The sequence below is a fragment of the Streptomyces sp. CAI-85 genome (genome assembly GCF_013363615.1).
Lineage (GTDB): Bacteria > Actinomycetota > Actinomycetes > Streptomycetales > Streptomycetaceae > Streptomyces > Streptomyces antibioticus_B.
The window spans coordinates 1-14,695 of the sequence record NZ_JAANNX010000090.1; the positions used below are offsets into that span (position 1 = coordinate 1).

Here is a 14,695-nt window from a genome sequence, read left to right on the forward strand (position 1 = left end):
ACCCCAACCGCGACGACGTCAACTTCATGCGCCACACCATGGCGTACCGCGAGGTGGGCGACGACGGCAGCGAGACTGTCCGTCTCGACTACAAGCCGGTCGTCCAGACCCGCTACCAGCCGATGGAGCGTAAGTACTGATGGCAACCCCCGTTCTGGACAAGGTCGAGGCGGAGGCCGCGGCCTCCCCGTACATCACCGTCACCTTCCGCGTCCGCCGCTTCAACCCCGAGGTGTCGGCCGACGCGACGTGGGAGGACTTCCAGCTCGAACTGGACCCCAAGGAGCGCGTCCTCGACGGTCTCCACAAGATCAAGTGGGACATGGACGGAACGCTGACGTTCCGCCGCTCCTGCGCCCACGGGATCTGCGGTTCGGACGCGATGCGGATCAACGGCAAGAACCGTCTCGCGTGCAAGACGCTGATCAAGGACATCAACCCCGAGAAGCCGATCACGGTCGAGCCCATCAAGGGCCTGACGGTCCTGAAGGACCTGGTCGTCGACATGGAGCCGTTCTTCCAGGCGTACCGGGACGTCATGCCGTTCCTCATCACCAAGGAGACGAACGAGCCCACGCGCGAGCGTCTCCAGACCGCCGAGGACCGCGAGCGCTTCGACGACACCACCAAGTGCATCCTGTGCGCCGCGTGCACGTCGTCCTGCCCGGTCTTCTGGAACGACGGGCAGTACTTCGGCCCGGCCGCGATCGTCAACGCGCACCGCTTCATCTTCGACAGCCGTGACGAGGCGGGCGAGCAGCGCCTGGAGATCCTCAACGACCGCGACGGCGTCTGGCGCTGCCGCACGACCTTCAACTGCACGGACGCCTGCCCGCGCGGCATCGAGGTCACGAAGGCGATCCAGGAGGTGAAGCGAGCGCTGATCACGCGCCGCTTCTGAGCTTCGCTCGCTCCGTCTCCGAGGGCCCCGTTTCCGATGGAAGCGGGGCCCTCGGGCGTGGGGGGGGCACGTCCGGGTGAATGCCGGTCACGGAGGCCGTGCGCGTGGTGTCCGGGCGACGACGATGCTTTCGACACCGATCCACGGGAGGCACACCATGTCCGCCGGAGCCGTCGAACGCCCTGAGAGGGACCGTCCGCTGATCGTTGCGGCCGACCGGCTCATGCAGCACCACCCGGGCCACCGCGTCGAGGTCATCGGCAGTCAGATCCTCGTGTCCCCACTCCGTGACGGCCCACACGCCGTGGCCCTGACCGAGCTGATGCTCCGCTTCATGGAGGCGGGTCTGCACGATGGCGGGAGCGCGCTGCTCCAGGGCATCGGCCTGTGGCTGCCCACCGGCGCCGAGGACTACGCGATCCCGGACCTGTCCCTGGTGGACGCCGACTACACGGACCACCACGCGGAGAACAATTGCTACGACCCCGGATGCTTCCGCCTTGTCCTGGAGGTCACCTCCGAGAACCACCGGACCGACCTGCGCACGAAGGTCGCCGCATACGCGGAGGCGAAGATCCCGGTCTATGTCGTCGTCGACCGCGAGCACCAGCGGCTGCACGTGTTCACGGAGCCCGTCGGGGACACGTACGTGAATCACCACGCGCACGCCCCCGGTGAGATGGCGGCCCTGCCGGACTCCGTCGGCGCCGAGGTCGCGCTGGACGTGGCGGCGGTTCTGGAAGCCGGAAGCTGACTCCGCCCCGCCGGTCACATGACCGGCGGGGCGGAGGTGTGGTGACCTGGGGAGGTCAGCCGCGGAGGACGCGGCCTTCCTTGTCGGTGCGGTCGTTGCTGGTGAGGAACAGGATGCCGTCGATCAGGGCCCAGATGCCGAGGCCGCCGCAGGTGAGGAGCTGGGCGACGCCCACGCCGACGGAGCCGACGTAGAAGCGGCCGATGCCCAGGGTGCCCAGGAAGAGCTGGAGGATACCGGCGACGATCTTGGACTTGTCGGAGTACGGGCGGCCCAGCGGGTCGACGCCGTAGGGGGCCTGCGGGGTGGGGACGGTCATGGCTACTGCTCCTGTGCTGCATGTCGGAACGGGGAGTCCAGGAGGGACGTGGCGACGTCACGAAAACGCGCGTCGACCCATGTCCGCCGCTGCCGACCGACGCCCTCGCACAGCTCCGCCGTGCCAGGACATCCCCCCTGTGACTGGTGAGCCTAGGTAAAGCAGAGGGAAAAAAGGGAGGGGAGATGATCCATTGTTCCTGATCCGTGATCAAAATCAGCCAACAACGTTCCTCAGCACGGTCCAGGCGACCGCGATCCCGAGGACGACGGCCACTCCCCCCGTCCCCAGCCGCGGCCGCCAGACGCGCCCGCGCAGCCCCTCCCACGCCCAGCGGGCCAACAGCGCGAGGGCGAACGGCGAGGCGAGCAGCAGGACCCGGTTGTCCAGCCACGCCTGGGCGAAGTGACCGTGCATCAGGTCGTACACCATGCGGGTACCGCCGCAGGCGGGGCAGAGCAGCCCCGTGACCAGCCGGAACGGGCACCGCGGCAGCCAGTGGCCGGACTCGTGCGGGTCGGTGGCGTACAGATACGCGGAGCCGGCCGCACCCGCGGCGAGCACCGCGAGGGGGGCCGCCGCCGGGTGCCGCAGGACGGCCGGGCACCTCGCGGAGAGGCGCCCGGCGTCAGCCACGCAGGACCCGCCCGTCGCTGTCGGTCGTGCTGTCGCTGACCAGCATCATGATGCCGTCGATCAGCGCCCAGATGCCGAGGCCGCCGCAGGTGAAGAGCTGGGCGAGGCCGATGCCGACATGGCCGATGTAGAAGCGGCCGACGCCGAGGGTGCCCAGGGTGAGCTGGAGCACGCCCGCGACGACCTTCGACTTGTCGGAGTAGGGGCGGCCCAGCGGGTCGTACCCGTAGGGGGCCTGGGGGTCGCCGGTGAAGGTGCCGGGAGGCACGTAGCCGTAGCCGGGCTGGCCGTAGCCGGGGTACGGCGGCTGGCCGGGCTGGGGATACCCGTAGGGGCCGGGATAGCCGGGCTGGGTCGCGTCCTGCGGACCGCCGCCGGGGTAGCCGTAACCGGGCTGGGGCGGCGGTCCCTGGGGCTGAGGTCCCTGGGAGTGCGGGTCCTGGGGCTGGGGCTGCTGCGGTGTTTCGGACAAGGCGAGTTCCCCCGAAGTCTGTCGAACGGATCACCCGCAGGTGAGATGGGTGCATGTCATCTTGCAGCAGAAATCCCGCCACGCGCAGACCGGGGTGCCCCTTGGCCTGTTTTCCGGGCCCCCGCGCCTAATATCTGACGGCATGTCAGACGATCTTTCGTACGAGCTGCTCGGTTTCGACAATGTGGTGCTGCCCGTCGGGAACCTCGGGGAGGCCGTCGGGTTCTACGAGCGGGCCGGGTTCGCGGTGGCGTTCCATTTCGACGAGGCCGGGATCGCGCTGCTGAGGGTGGGGGGCGAGACCCCCGGGATCCTGCTCAGACATGAGGAGGGGATGGGGCACCGGCCGCCGCCCTGGCCGTCGCCGCGGGTGTGGCTGGAGGTGCCGGACGCGCGCGTGGCGGCGCGACGGCTGGCCGGGGCGGGCATCACACCGCTGGACGCACCGTTCTCGGTGGCGACCGGCTGGACGGTCGAGGTCGCCGACCCCTGGGGCAACGTCGTCGGGTTCACGGACTACACGAAACGCCCGGAGCTGGGCCGCCGGCCGTGACGCAGGTCCCACCACTGCCAGTTGAACACGTTCAAAAGCAGCGCTACAGTCACCCCTGTCAGCGTTTTGAACGCGTTCGAAAAGGGTGGGGAACATGGACCGCACGGTCATCGCCTACGTCATCTACCTGGTCGTCAGCATCGCGCTGACGATCTGGGTCGCGCGCACCCTCAGCCGCAACGGCCGGGTCTTCCTGGCCGATGTGCTCCAGGGCAACGAGAAGCTCGCCGACGCCGTCAACCACCTCCTGGTGGTCGGCTTCTACCTCGTCAACCTCGGCTTCGTCGCCCTCTATCTGAGCGGCGACGACACCATCAAGGACACCCGCGGCGTCTTCGAGGCCCTCTCGACCAAGCTGGGCGTGGTGCTGCTGGTGCTCGGCGTGATGCACCTGGGCAATGTGTACGTGCTCAACCGGATCCGGCGGCGCGGCGTCATGGAGCGGGAGCAGATCCCGCCGGTCGCCCCGCAGGGCTGGGCCGCGCCGACGGCCGGGGCGTGAGCGCCGTGGCCGCCGGCCCGCGGGCCACGCCGGACCGGGACGCCGCGCGCGTCCCGGTCCGCCGGCTCACCGTCCTCTACGACGCCGGCTGCGAGCTGTGCGTCTTCGTGCGGGACTGGCTGAACCGCCAGCCGCAGCTCGTGCCGCTGGACCTGGTCCCGGCCGGCTCCGACCGGGCCCGGGCCCGCTTCCCCGGCCTGGACCACCGCGCCACCCTGGAGGAGATCACCGTCGTCGGCGACGCGGGCCAGGTCTACCGGGGCGCGGCCGCCTGGATCGTCACCCTGTGGGCACTGCGCGCGCACCGCCCGCTGGCCCACCGGCTGAGCACCCCCGCCGGGGCGAGGCTGGCCAAGGGCGCGGTGCTCACGGCCGCCAAGTGGCGCGGAGCGTACGGCGGGGCGCGGGCCGCGGGGTGGGGCGGACGCTCGTACCGGGCCGCGGACGGCTGGTCCTACGACCCGCGCGCGGGCTGGACGTACACCCCGCCCGCCTGTGCCGACGGGTCCTGCTCCACTGGTTAGGCTCTCGTCCGTGTCCGCCAACAACTCCCCCGCCGGCCCGGCCGACCACGAAGGCCCCGCCGCATCCTCTGAACCTTCCGAGGCGTCGCCCGCGTCCAAGTCGGAACAGACCCGCGCCCTGATCCTGGAGACGGCCATGCGGCTGTTCCAGGAGCGCGGCTACGACAAGACGACGATGCGGGCCATCGCCCAGGAGGCGGGCGTCTCCGTCGGGAACGCCTACTACTACTTCGCCGGCAAGGAATGGCTGATCCAGGGGTTCTACGACCGTCTCGCCGCCGAACACCGCGAGGCGGTCCGGGACATCCTGGCGCGGGAGACCGGCCTGGAGGCACGCATGGCGGGCGTGCTGCGCACCTGGCTGGACGTGGCGAAGCCGTACCACGAGTTCGCCGTGCAGTTCTTCAAGAACGCCGCCGACCCGGACAGCCCGCTCAGCCCGTTCTCGGCGGAGTCGGAGCACGCGCGCGAGGAGGCGATCGCCGTCCACCGCGAGGTGCTCGCCGGTTCCAAGGCGAAGGTGCCGGAGGAACTGCGGGAGGTGCTCCCGGAGTTGATGTGGCTCTCCCAGATGGGCCTGGTCATGTACTGGATCTACGACCGCACGGAGGGCCGCGAACGCAGCTACCGCCTCGCCGGCCGCGGCGCCCGCCTCACCGCCCGCGGCGTCTCCCTGGCCCGCTTCCGCGTCCTGCGCCCCCTGGTCCTGGAGATCCACGAACTCTTCACCGACTTCCTCCCCGGCATGACCAACGCCCTGCCGGACCCGGCCGCGCCGAAGAAGACGTAGTCACGCCCGGCGCGAAGCCAGTTCGATCACCGTGATGTCGGACGGGGCGCCCACGCGGGTCGGTGGGCCCCAGGCGCCGGCGCCTCGGGTGACGTAGAGCTGGGTGTCGCCGTGGCGTTCCAGGCCGGCCAGGGTGGGGTTCGCGGCCGCCGCGATCAGGTTGCCGGGCCAGAGCTGGCCGCCGTGGGTGTGGCCGGAGAGCTGGAGGTCGACGCCGTGGCGTACCGCGTCGTGGATCTGGACGGGCTGGTGGGCGAGGAGCACGCACGCGCGTGCCGGGTCCCGGTCGCCGAGCGCGCGGGTGAAGTCGGGGCCGAGGCCCTCGCTCTCGCCCGCGATGTCGTTGACCCCGGCGAGGTCGAACCAGGGCAGTTCGGCGCGGGCGTTCTCCAGGGGGAGCAGGCCGAGGCGGCGTACCTCCTCGACCCACTGCTCGGCGCCGGAGAAGTACTCGTGGTTGCCGGTGACGAAGTAGCTGCCGTGCCGGGCCTTCAGTCCGGCGAGCGGGGCGGCCGCCGGGCCGAGGTCCTTCACGCTGCCGTCGACCAGGTCGCCGACGACCGCGATCAGGTCGGGCTGCGTGGAGTTGATCGTGTCGACGACCTTCTGCGCGAAGCCCCGGCCCAGCACCGGCCCCAGGTGGATGTCGCTGACGACGGCGATCCGGTAGCCGTGCGCGGCGCGCGGGAGCTTGGCCAGCGGGACGGTCACGCGCTTGACGCCCGGGCCGCGCAGGACGCCGTACGTGCCGTAGCCGACCGTGCCGACGGCCGCCGCGGCCGCCGCGCCGCCGACCACCCGGGAGACGAACAGCCGACGGGAGGGGGCGGGAGCGGGTGGCGGGGAGGGCTCCGGGTCCGGTGCCTGCGGCTTCGCCTTCGCGGGGACCGGGACCGGCTCGGGCTCCGGTACCGCCGACGGTTCGGCGGCGCGGGCTGCCCGCCGCTCCAGGACGCGCCGCAGCACGGGCCGTACGGCCTCGCCGACGACCACGCCGAGCAGCAGGTAGATGGAGAGGGCCAGCCACAGGAAGCCGGGCCAGGCCAGCGTGCGCTGGAGCCAGAACGGCGCGCCCGCGCGCTCGGCGACCAGCGCGCCGACCGCCAGAACCCAGCCGCCGCCGATCAGCACGGCGCCTCCGCGCCGCACGGGTCCCGGGCGGGCGGTGGTGTCGCGGAACAGCCGCCGCCACAGGTACCAGTTGGCCCCGACCAGGACGGCGAGGGCGAGCAGGACGAAGAGGACGACGAGGAGGGCCATCGGCTATGACGCTCCCCGCAGTGCGCGCAGACCGCGCAACCCGATGCCCCCCACAACCGTCCCCAATACGAAGGAGACGACGGCCAGCGTGAGGTGAACCCAGAAGTACGCCGTCGGGTCGCCGTCGTCGAACGCGAGCCCGCTGCTGTCCTTGACCAGGTTTTTGACGAAAGTGACCCAGATGATCCAGCTCCACACCCCGAAGGCGAGCAGGAACCAGGAGACGGGGCGGCTGAGCTTCATGACCTCAGTATCGCGGCCCCGTGTCCGGTTCCACGACGGGGGTGGGGAGGGAGGTGGGACTTCCCGCCCGGGGCCAGGTACGTTCTCCGTCGTGCCCGCACCCATCATGCAGACCGTCAGGCGATCCCTGCTGGTCACCTCCGCGACCCTCGCGTCCCTCGCGCTGACCGCGCCCGTCTCGCTCGCCGCGCCGGGCCCCTCCCCGTCGGGCTCCCCGTCCGCGACTCCCCCGGCGACGATGTCGACGGTCGGCGGGGTCCGGCTCGGGCAGCCGGGCACCCAGGTGGCGCTGGCCGGTGACGCGCCGGTGGTGCCGAAGGGCATCACCGCGCGGTCGTGGATCGTCGCCGACGCCGAGTCCGGGGAGGTGCTGGCCGCGCACAACGCGCACTGGCGGCTGCCCCCGGCGAGCACGATGAAGATGCTGTTCGCCGACACCCTGCTGCCGAAGTTCCCGAGGAGCACCGCGCACAAGGTGCTGCCCGCCGATCTGGAGGGCATCGGCTCCGGGTCCAGCCTGGTCGGCATAAAGGAGAACGAGACGTACACGGTCCACGATCTGTGGCTCGGCGTCTTCCTGCGCTCGGGCAACGACGCGGTGCACGTGCTGTCGGCCATGAACGGCGGTGTGGCCGACACGGTCGCCGAGATGAACGAGCACGCGGAGGAGCTCCAGGCCCTCGACACGAACGTGGTCTCCCCCGACGGCTACGACGCCTCGGGCCAGGTCTCCTCGGCCTACGACCTGACGCTGATCGCCCGCTCCGGGCTCCAGAAGAAGGACTTCCGCGAGTACTGCTCGACCGTCTCGGCCAAGTTCCCCGGCGAGACGAAGAAGAACAAGAAGGGCAAGCGGGTCCGCGGCTCCTTCGAGATCCAGAACACCAACCGGCTGCTGAGCGGCGACTACGACATCTCGCAGTACCCGGGCATCGCCGGGGTGAAGAACGGCAACACCACCAACGCGGGCGCCACCTTCACCGGCGTCGCCGAGCGGGACGGCCGGGTGCTGCTGGTCACGGTGATGAACCCGGAGAAGTCCGACCACAACGAGGTCTACAAGGAGACCGCCAAGCTCTTCGACTGGGGCTTCGCGGCGGCCGGCAAGGTGACCCCGGTCGGCGAACTGGTCGCGCCGAAGGGCACCGAGCAGGCAGGAAAGGCCGGCGCGAACCCGTCGACCTCCGCCACGCCGGGCGCGTCCGGCGAGGCGGGCGGCGGCGCCGCGAAGGCGGGCGACAAGCCGGTGGCGGCCGGGGCCGTCGCCGAGGACGGCTCCCGGGGCATGTGGACCGCGCTGGCGATCACCGGCGGGGTGCTGGTGCTGCTCGCGGCCGGGGCGTTCCTGGTCAACCGGCGCTGGCCGCTGCCGGATCTGGTCCGCCGCCGTCGCTGACGCCCTCCTCGTCGGCCCCGTCCGGGCCGGGGTCGTCGGCGCTGCCCGTCGCCGTCCAGGAGGCGCTGTACAGGAGCAGCTTGCAGGTGAAGTTGATCCACAGCAGCAGCGCGATGGGCACGCCGAACGCGCCGTACATGCTCTTCGCGGCGACGCCCTGGATGTAGCCGCTGAGCAGCAGCTTGAGCAGTTCGAAGCCGATCGCGCCGATCAGCGCGGCGACGACGAGCCGGCGGCGGGACGGTTCGACGCCGGGCAGCAGGGTGAGGACGTAGAGCAGGACCAGGAAGTCGGCGAGGACGGCGATGGTGAAGGCGACGATCCGCAGCAGGATGCCGCCCCAGCCGCCGTCGTCGATGCCTGCTTCCTTGATGAGCCGGCCGACCAGGGCGGAGGCGAGCGTGGAGATCGCGATGGTGGCGAGGACGGCGCCGCCGAGGCCGACCAGGATGCCCGCGTCCTTGGCCTTGGCCAGGACCGGGTTCTCCTCCTTGTCGGGCAGCTCCCACACCGCGCGCAGACAGTCCCGCATCTGACCGACCCAGCCCATGCCGGTGAACAGCAGCAGGGCGCCGGCGATGAGACCGACCGTGCCCGCGTTCTGGACCAGGCTGTTGATGTCGAGCTGGTCGCCGATGCCGGGGAACTGGTCCTCGATCTTGTCCTGGAGTTCGTCCTGCTGGGACTTGTTCAGGGTGGCGGCGGCGATCGCGGCGGCCAGGGTCAGCAGCGGGAACAGCGCGATGAAACTGATGAACGTCATCGCGGCGGCCAGCCGCGTCCACTTCACCCGGTCCAGCCGCTCGTACGACCGCCAGGCGTGCGTGGTCATCAGGCGCGCGATGTACGGCCCGACGACGGGAAGCTTCTTCAGCCAGTCCATGATCCCACTCTGCCCTGCTCGCGGCCGATGACGCGGAAGACAAGAGTGCGTGTACCCCAGAAGCGCAGGACGGTCGCCAGCGCCATGCCGATCCCGGCGCCGGAGACGGTGTCGGCGCGCTGCGAGGTGAGCCCGAGGCCGTAGTGGCTGACGGTGAGACAGAGCAGTTGGACGAGGGCGCCCGCGACGTTCACCGCGAAGAACACGGCGTACGGGCGCAGGCCCCGCACGCGCGCGTGCCGGTAGGTGCCGAGCGCGTTGCCGAGGTAGGCGACCGTGCAGCCGGCCAGGAAGGACAGCGTCTTCGCGGTGAGCGGGTCGTGGCCGGCCGGGCCGCGCAGCCAGGTGAACAGGGCGAGGTCGACGGCGTAGGCGAGGAGGCCGACGGCGGCGAAGCCCAGGAGTTCACGCCGGCCGGCTACCAATTGGCCACCGCCAGGCCGTACATGGCGAGCCAGGCGAGGCCGATGAGGGCGAGGGCGCGGTCGCCGAGGACGACCTCCTCGGGCTCTCCCGCGGTGCCGCGGTCGGCGAAGACGGCGTAGCGCAGGACGGCCAGGATGAAGGCGACCATGGACAGTTGGCGCCAGGGCAGCACGCTGGTGTGCGGGACGCCGCCCTCCTCCAGCGCCCACAGGCAGTAGCCGAGCACGGCGACCCCGGCGGCGAGCTGCCAGACGAAGCGCAGATAGCCGGTGGTGTACTCGGTGAGCAGGGCGCGGGTGGCGCCGGCCGCGCCGGCCATCTGGACGGCCTCGGAGTAGCGCTTGGCCGCGACCATGAACAGCGCGCCGAAGCCGGTGGTGATCAGGAACCAGCGGGACAGCGGGATGCCGAGGGCGAGTCCGCCGACGACGGCCCGCATCAGGAAGCCGGTGGTGACGACGACGAGGTCGACGACCAGGACGTGCTTGAGGCTGACGCAGTACGCCAGTTGCATGCCGAGGTAGGCGGTCAGCAGCGCGGCGACGGCCGGGGTGGTGAGCCAGGCCGCGGCGGTGGGCGCGAGGACGGCGAGGGCGCCGCCGACGGCGTAGGCGACGGGGACGGGGACCTGTCCGGCGGCGACCGGGCGGCGCCGTTTGGTGGGGTGGGCGCGGTCGGCGTCGGCGTCGCGGGCGTCGTTGATCAGGTAGACGGCGGCGGCGCAGGCGGTGAACAGGGCGAAGACCAGGGCGAGTTCGGTGAGGGCGGGCCAGGAGAAGAGCCGTCCGGCGGCCGCGGGGGCGGCGACGACGAGGATGTTCTTGACCCACTGCTTGGGGCGGGCGGTGCGCAGCAGTCCGCCGAGGAGGGAGCCGGTGCGGCGGGGCGGGCGGCCGCCGTCGCGGGCCGGTGCGGGCAGCCGGCCGCCGGTGCGCGGGGCGGGCGGGGCGGCCTCGGCGGGGCGGGCGGCGCCGGTCAGGTGGGCAGCCTCGGTCATGAGCGCGCGCCCCCTCGTACGCCCCGCGTGTCCGGTACGGCCCGCGCGCCGTCCTTCAGCCAGCGCGCCCCCAGGCGCGCCGTGAGGGCCCCGAGGGCCGCGCCCGCCGCCACGTCCGAGGGGTAGTGGACGCCGACGACCAGCCGGGACAGGCACATCGCGGCGGCCAGCGGGCGGGCGGCCCGTACGCCCAGCACGCCGAAGGCGACGGCGGCGGCCGCGGCGGAGGTCGCGTGTGAGCTGGGGAAGGAGTGGCGTCCGGCGGTGCGCACCAGGGGCTCGACATGGGTGGGGCGCGGTCGGCGCACGATCCGTTTCACGCCCATGCTGGCGACGTGCGCGCCGGCGGTGAGCGCGGTGGCGCGCAGCCAGGCGCGGCGCCGGCCGCCGTCCACGGCGGCGCCCGTGAGCCCCGCCGCGAGCCAGAGCGCGCCGTGCTCACCCGCCCAGGACAGGGCGCGCGCGGCGCCCGCCACGCGCGGGTCGGCGCCCCGGGCGCGCAGCGCCGAGAGGATGCGGTGGTCCAAGGGGTCCGTGTGGTCCATGGAGTGGTCCATGGAGATTCACTGTTCACGGCGATCCCATCAGAACACCGGCAATATTGAGCGACATCCCATTAATCACCCATTTCGGGGAGTGCGGGAGGTTTCAAAACCAAACGCACATAACAGGGCGATACGGTCGCCGTCATGCCAGCCGAGACCGAGCCCGACACCGAGACCGCGACCGTCTCCGTCACGGGATGGGGCCGCACCGCTCCCTCCACCGCCCGTCTGATCCGCCCCAGGACGTACGAGGAGGCCGTCGCCGCCGTCCGCGACTGCGGGGTCCGCGGCGGCATCCCCCGGGGCCTGGGACGGGCGTACGGGGACGCGGCGCAGAACGCGGGCGGGGCCGTGTTCGACATGACGGGCCTGGACCGGATCCACGCGATCGACGCCGACGGCGGGACCGTGCTGTGCGGCGCGGGCGTCTCCCTGCACGCGTTGATGCGGGTGCTGCTGCCGCTCGGCTGGTTCGTGCCGGTGACCCCCGGCACGAGGTACGTCACGGTCGGCGGGGCGATCGGCGCCGACATCCACGGCAAGAACCACCATGTGTGCGGCTCCTTCGCCCGCCATGTGCTGTCCTTCGAACTGCTCACCGCCGACGGCACGATCCGCACCGTCGCCCAGGACTCGCCGCTGTTCGAGGCGACCGCCGGGGGCATGGGCCTGACCGGGATGATCCTCACGGCCACCGTGCGGCTCCAGCCGGTCGAGACCTCCCTGATGTCGGTCGACACCGAACGCGCCGCCGACCTCGACGACCTGATGGCCCGGCTGACCGCCACCGACCACCGCTACCGCTACTCGGTCGCCTGGATCGACCTCCTCGCGCGCGGGGCCGCCACCGGGCGCGCGGTGCTCACCCGCGGCGACCACGCGCCCCTGGACGCGCTGCCCGCGCGCACCCGCCGGGACCCGCTGGCCTTCCGCCCCTCCCGGCTGCCGTCCGCCCCCGCCGCCCTCCCCGAGGGGCTGCTCACCCGCAGGACCGTGGGCCTGTTCAACGAACTCTGGTACCGCAGGGCGCCCCGCGCGCGGACCGGCGAACTCCAGCGGCTCTCCGCCTTCTTCCACCCCCTGGACGGCGTCCCGCACTGGAACCGCGTCTACGGCCGGGCCGGGTTCGTGCAGTACCAGTTCGTCGTCGGACACGGGCAGGAGGACGCGCTGCGCCGGATCGTGGGCCGGATCTCCGAGCGCCGCTGCCCGTCCTTCCTCGCCGTCCTCAAGCGGTTCGGGGCGGCCGACCCCGGCTGGCTCTCCTTCCCCCGGCCCGGCTGGACCCTCGCCCTGGACATCCCGGCCGGGCTGCCCGGACTCGGCGCCTTCCTCGACGAACTCGACGAGGAGGTGGCCGCCGCCGGCGGGCGGGTCTACCTCGCCAAGGACTCCCGGCTGCGGCCGGACCTGCTCACCGCGATGTACCCGCGCGCCGACGACTTCCGCGCGCTGCGCGCGGAGCTGGACCCGCGCGGGGTGTTCACCTCCGATCTGTCCCGGCGCCTCAACCTCTAGGAGCTGTCGTGAAGGACGCCTTCGGCATCCCCCAGTCCCTGCTCGTCCTCGGCGGCACGTCCGAGATCGCGCTGTCCACCGCGCGCCGGCTGATCGCCCGCCGCACCCGCACGGTCTGGCTGGCCGGCCGCCCGTCGGCCGACCTGGAGTCGGCCGCCGCCGAACTGCGCACGCTCGGCGCGGACGTGCGCACGGTCGCCTTCGACGCGCTCGACCCCGACTCCCACGAGGTGGTCCTCGGCAAGGTGTTCGCGGAGGGGGACGTCGACGTCGTCCTGCTCGCCTTCGGGATCCTCGGCGACCAGGCGCACGACGAACGCGACCCGGCGGCAGCGGTGCGGGTCGCCCGGACCAACTACACCGGGGCGGTCTCGGCGGGCCTGGTGAGCGCCCGCGCGCTCCAGGCGCAGGGCCACGGCTCGCTGGTCGTGCTCTCCTCCGTCGCCGGGGAGCGGGCCCGCCGCTCGAACTTCATCTACGGCTCCAGCAAGGCCGGCCTCGACGCGTTCGCCCAGGGTCTGGGGGACGCGCTGCACGGCACCGGCGTGCACGTCATGGTCGTACGCCCCGGATTCGTACGGACCCGGATGACGGCCGGGCTCGACGAACCGCCGCTGGCCACCACGCCCGAGGCGGTCGCGACCGCGGTCGAGCTGGGGCTGCGGCGGCGCTCGGAGACGGTGTGGGTGCCGGGCCTGCTGCGGGTGGTGATGTCGGCGCTGCGGCACATGCCGCGCGGGGTGTTCCGGCGCCTGCCGATCTAGACGACGGGCGCTCTCAGCGGGTCGGCAGGGTGCCCCGGTCGACGCGGGCGGTCTGCGGGGGGACGACCGATCCGCCGAAGGGGAACTCGCGCAACTGGCGCCAGACGCCGTCCGTGCCCTGTTCGTGCAGGGCGAAGCCGGTGCAGGACCACTGCGCCTCGTACCCGGCCAGCTCCTCGAAGGCACGGTCCATCGCCCGCTCGTCGATGCCGTGCGCGACGGTGACGTGCGGGTGGTACGGGAACTGGAGCTCGCGCACCAGGGGCCCGGAGGCGTCCCGGACCCGCTGCTGGAGCCAGGCGCACACCTCGGCGCCCTCGACGACCCGGACGTAGACCACCGGTGACACCGGCCGGAAGGTGCCCGTGCCGGACAGCCGCATCGGGAACGGCCGGCCGGCCGCGGCGACCTGGGCCAGATGGGCCTCGACCGCCGGAAGGGAACCCGGCTCGACCTCGGTCGGCGGGAGCAGGGTGACATGCGTGGGGATGCCGTGAGCCGCGGCGTCGCCGAAGCCCGTGCGCCGCTCCTGGAGCAGGCTGCCGTGGGGCTCCGGGACCGCGATCGACACGCCGATCGTTACGGTCCCCACGTCGTCTCCTGTCGTCATGTCCGCCCGGCGTCTCCGCCGGGTGTGTCTGCCGGGTTCGTACTCAGTCGTACGGCTATCGACTGTACGGCCACCGCTGTCCTGTGGGCAGGCGCAAGGGAAGTGATGTGCAGCGCTCTGCCACGAGGAACGTGTGTGCGGTGCGCCGTCGGTGCTTCCGAGCGCCGCTCAGTGCTTCGCGGGCAGGAAGCCCACGCGCTCGTACGACCGGGCCAGCGTCTCCGCGGCGACGGCGCGCGCCTTCTCCGCGCCCTTGGCCAGGATCGAGTCCAGCGTCTCCGGGTCGTCCAGGTACTGCTGGGTGCGGTCCCGGAACGGGGTCACGAAGTCGACGACGACGTCCGCGAGGTCCGTCTTGAGGGCGCCGTAGAGCTTGCCCTCGTACTGCCGCTCCAGCTCGGGGACCGGGGTGCCGGTCAGCGTGGAGTAGACGGTGAGGAGGTTGCTGACGCCGGGCTTGTTCTCCGGGTCGAAGCGGATGACCGTGTCGGTGTCGGTGACCGCGCTCCTGACCTTCTTCGCGGTGGCCTTCGGGTCGTCGAGCAGATTGATGAGGCCCTTCGGCGTGGACGCCGACTTGCTCATCTTGATCGCCGGGTCCT

20 protein-coding genes and 1 pseudogene are annotated in these 14,695 nt (G+C 72.1%); 10 read left to right on the top strand and 11 right to left on the bottom strand.

The annotated features are described in order from the left end of the window. From G6W55_RS34930 to G6W55_RS34940, 3 genes are all read left to right on the top strand, one after another. Positions 1-140: hypothetical protein (locus tag G6W55_RS34930; RefSeq protein WP_175524667.1), on the top strand; the 140-nt coding region annotated here is incomplete at its 5' end. Next, positions 140-901, top strand: a complete 762-nt coding sequence (locus G6W55_RS34935; RefSeq protein WP_030787878.1) for a succinate dehydrogenase iron-sulfur subunit — start codon at positions 140-142, stop codon at positions 899-901. The genes G6W55_RS34930 and G6W55_RS34935, both read left to right, overlap by 1 nt. Positions 902-1,058: 157 nt before the next feature. After that, positions 1,059-1,655, top strand: coding sequence for a Uma2 family endonuclease (locus tag G6W55_RS34940; protein WP_175524668.1), 597 nt, complete (start codon positions 1,059-1,061; stop codon positions 1,653-1,655). Positions 1,656-1,710: 55 nt separating this feature from the next. On the opposite strand, the gene G6W55_RS34945 is transcribed toward G6W55_RS34940, so the two are convergent. The 3 genes from G6W55_RS34945 to G6W55_RS34955 form a co-directional block, all read right to left on the bottom strand. Then, positions 1,711-1,974, bottom strand: coding sequence for a TM2 domain-containing protein (locus G6W55_RS34945; protein ID WP_175524669.1), 264 nt, complete (start codon positions 1,972-1,974; stop codon positions 1,711-1,713). A 216-nt stretch (positions 1,975-2,190) separates the two neighbouring features. Further along, complete coding sequence (locus G6W55_RS34950; RefSeq protein WP_175524670.1) at positions 2,191-2,610, bottom strand: DUF2752 domain-containing protein; 420 nt, start codon at positions 2,608-2,610, stop codon at positions 2,191-2,193. Continuing rightward, complete coding sequence (locus G6W55_RS34955; protein WP_175524671.1) at positions 2,603-3,082, bottom strand: TM2 domain-containing protein; 480 nt, start codon at positions 3,080-3,082, stop codon at positions 2,603-2,605. Before G6W55_RS34955 ends, G6W55_RS34950 begins: the two co-directional genes overlap by 8 nt. A gap of 142 nt (positions 3,083-3,224) precedes the next feature. Between G6W55_RS34955 and G6W55_RS34960 the strand changes: the two genes are divergently transcribed. From G6W55_RS34960 to G6W55_RS34975, 4 genes are all read left to right on the top strand, one after another. After that, the gene (locus tag G6W55_RS34960) at positions 3,225-3,635 is read left to right on the top strand and encodes a VOC family protein (RefSeq protein ID WP_175524672.1); all 411 of its coding nucleotides are present in this window, start codon (positions 3,225-3,227) and stop codon (positions 3,633-3,635) included. Between the two features lie 94 nt (positions 3,636-3,729). Continuing rightward, entirely contained in the window at positions 3,730-4,137 is a 408-nt protein-coding gene (locus G6W55_RS34965; RefSeq protein ID WP_175524673.1) for a hypothetical protein, read from the top strand. Continuing rightward, the gene (locus G6W55_RS34970) at positions 4,134-4,661 is read left to right on the top strand and encodes a DCC1-like thiol-disulfide oxidoreductase family protein (RefSeq protein WP_309243876.1); all 528 of its coding nucleotides are present in this window, start codon (positions 4,134-4,136) and stop codon (positions 4,659-4,661) included. The genes G6W55_RS34965 and G6W55_RS34970 overlap by 4 nt, the downstream gene beginning before the upstream one ends. A 10-nt stretch (positions 4,662-4,671) precedes the next feature. Next, positions 4,672-5,451 carry a TetR family transcriptional regulator gene (locus G6W55_RS34975; protein WP_175524674.1) on the top strand — a complete coding sequence of 260 codons (780 nt, stop codon included), beginning with the start codon at positions 4,672-4,674 and terminating at the stop codon, positions 5,449-5,451. Here G6W55_RS34975 and G6W55_RS34980 read toward each other — a convergent pair whose 3' ends face one another. Next, positions 5,452-6,711 carry a metallophosphoesterase gene (locus tag G6W55_RS34980; RefSeq protein ID WP_175524675.1) on the bottom strand — a complete coding sequence of 420 codons (1,260 nt, stop codon included), beginning with the start codon at positions 6,709-6,711 and terminating at the stop codon, positions 5,452-5,454. It lies immediately after the preceding gene. Positions 6,712-6,714: 3 nt separating this feature from the next. Continuing rightward, on the bottom strand, positions 6,715-6,954 hold the full coding sequence (locus G6W55_RS34985) for an SCO4848 family membrane protein (RefSeq protein ID WP_175524676.1): 240 nt from the start codon (positions 6,952-6,954) through the stop codon (positions 6,715-6,717). Positions 6,955-7,045: 91 nt separating this feature from the next. Here G6W55_RS34985 and G6W55_RS34990 point away from each other — a divergent pair, with 91 nt between their 5' ends. Further along, on the top strand, positions 7,046-8,350 hold the full coding sequence (locus tag G6W55_RS34990; protein ID WP_354751408.1) for a D-alanyl-D-alanine carboxypeptidase: 1,305 nt from the start codon (positions 7,046-7,048) through the stop codon (positions 8,348-8,350). Here the strand turns inward: G6W55_RS34990 and G6W55_RS34995 are convergent. From G6W55_RS34995 to G6W55_RS35010, 4 genes are read right to left on the bottom strand one after another with little or no spacing between them, the layout of a single operon-like run. Continuing rightward, positions 8,304-9,233 (bottom strand): YihY/virulence factor BrkB family protein, encoded by a 930-nt coding sequence (locus G6W55_RS34995; protein WP_175524678.1) that lies wholly within the window; start codon positions 9,231-9,233, stop codon positions 8,304-8,306. The genes G6W55_RS34990 and G6W55_RS34995 overlap by 47 nt on opposite strands. Continuing rightward, positions 9,221-9,658, bottom strand: coding sequence for a GtrA family protein (locus tag G6W55_RS35000; RefSeq protein WP_078634591.1), 438 nt, complete (start codon positions 9,656-9,658; stop codon positions 9,221-9,223). Before G6W55_RS35000 ends, G6W55_RS34995 begins: the two co-directional genes overlap by 13 nt. Beyond that, positions 9,652-10,656: a decaprenyl-phosphate phosphoribosyltransferase gene (locus G6W55_RS35005; protein WP_175524679.1), complete on the bottom strand. Its 1,005-nt coding sequence runs from the start codon at positions 10,654-10,656 to the stop codon at positions 9,652-9,654. Before G6W55_RS35005 ends, G6W55_RS35000 begins: the two co-directional genes overlap by 7 nt. Next, entirely contained in the window at positions 10,653-11,201 is a 549-nt protein-coding gene (locus tag G6W55_RS35010; protein ID WP_175524680.1) for a phosphatase PAP2 family protein, read from the bottom strand. Before G6W55_RS35010 ends, G6W55_RS35005 begins: the two co-directional genes overlap by 4 nt. Before the next feature lie 144 nt (positions 11,202-11,345). On the opposite strand from G6W55_RS35010, the gene G6W55_RS35015 reads away from it, so the two are divergent. Beyond that, complete coding sequence (locus tag G6W55_RS35015) at positions 11,346-12,719, top strand: FAD-binding oxidoreductase (RefSeq protein ID WP_175524681.1); 1,374 nt, start codon at positions 11,346-11,348, stop codon at positions 12,717-12,719. Between the two features lie 8 nt (positions 12,720-12,727). Further along, positions 12,728-13,483, top strand: coding sequence for a decaprenylphospho-beta-D-erythro-pentofuranosid-2-ulose 2-reductase (locus G6W55_RS35020; RefSeq protein WP_175524682.1), 756 nt, complete (start codon positions 12,728-12,730; stop codon positions 13,481-13,483). Between the two features lie 13 nt (positions 13,484-13,496). Here the strand turns inward: G6W55_RS35020 and G6W55_RS35025 are convergent, their stop codons facing one another. Both G6W55_RS35025 and G6W55_RS35030 read right to left on the bottom strand, forming a co-directional pair. Then, the gene (locus G6W55_RS35025; RefSeq protein ID WP_175524683.1) at positions 13,497-14,075 is read right to left on the bottom strand and encodes a 2'-5' RNA ligase family protein; all 579 of its coding nucleotides are present in this window, start codon (positions 14,073-14,075) and stop codon (positions 13,497-13,499) included. Between the two features lie 186 nt (positions 14,076-14,261). Then, positions 14,262-14,695 (bottom strand): annotated as a pseudogene (locus G6W55_RS35030) (tryptophan--tRNA ligase); the annotation flags it as partial.

Bases quoted from the DNA above. Each gene is read 5' to 3' on its own strand.
- G6W55_RS34935 (WP_030787878.1), top strand. From the start codon at position 140: ATGGCAACCCCCGTTCTGGACAAGGTCGAGGCGGAGGCCGCGGCCTCC.
- G6W55_RS34940 (WP_175524668.1), top strand. From the start codon at position 1,059: ATGTCCGCCGGAGCCGTCGAACGCCCTGAGAGGGACCGTCCGCTGATC.
- G6W55_RS34945 (WP_175524669.1), bottom strand. From the start codon at position 1,974: ATGACCGTCCCCACCCCGCAGGCCCCCTACGGCGTCGACCCGCTGGGC.
- G6W55_RS34960 (WP_175524672.1), top strand. From the start codon at position 3,225: ATGTCAGACGATCTTTCGTACGAGCTGCTCGGTTTCGACAATGTGGTG.
- G6W55_RS34965 (WP_175524673.1), top strand. From the start codon at position 3,730: ATGGACCGCACGGTCATCGCCTACGTCATCTACCTGGTCGTCAGCATC.
- G6W55_RS34980 (WP_175524675.1), bottom strand. From the start codon at position 6,711: ATGGCCCTCCTCGTCGTCCTCTTCGTCCTGCTCGCCCTCGCCGTCCTG.
- G6W55_RS34985 (WP_175524676.1), bottom strand. From the start codon at position 6,954: ATGAAGCTCAGCCGCCCCGTCTCCTGGTTCCTGCTCGCCTTCGGGGTG.
- G6W55_RS34995 (WP_175524678.1), bottom strand. From the start codon at position 9,233: ATGGACTGGCTGAAGAAGCTTCCCGTCGTCGGGCCGTACATCGCGCGC.
- G6W55_RS35005 (WP_175524679.1), bottom strand. From the start codon at position 10,656: ATGACCGAGGCTGCCCACCTGACCGGCGCCGCCCGCCCCGCCGAGGCC.
- G6W55_RS35010 (WP_175524680.1), bottom strand. From the start codon at position 11,201: ATGGACCACACGGACCCCTTGGACCACCGCATCCTCTCGGCGCTGCGC.
- G6W55_RS35015 (WP_175524681.1), top strand. From the start codon at position 11,346: ATGCCAGCCGAGACCGAGCCCGACACCGAGACCGCGACCGTCTCCGTC.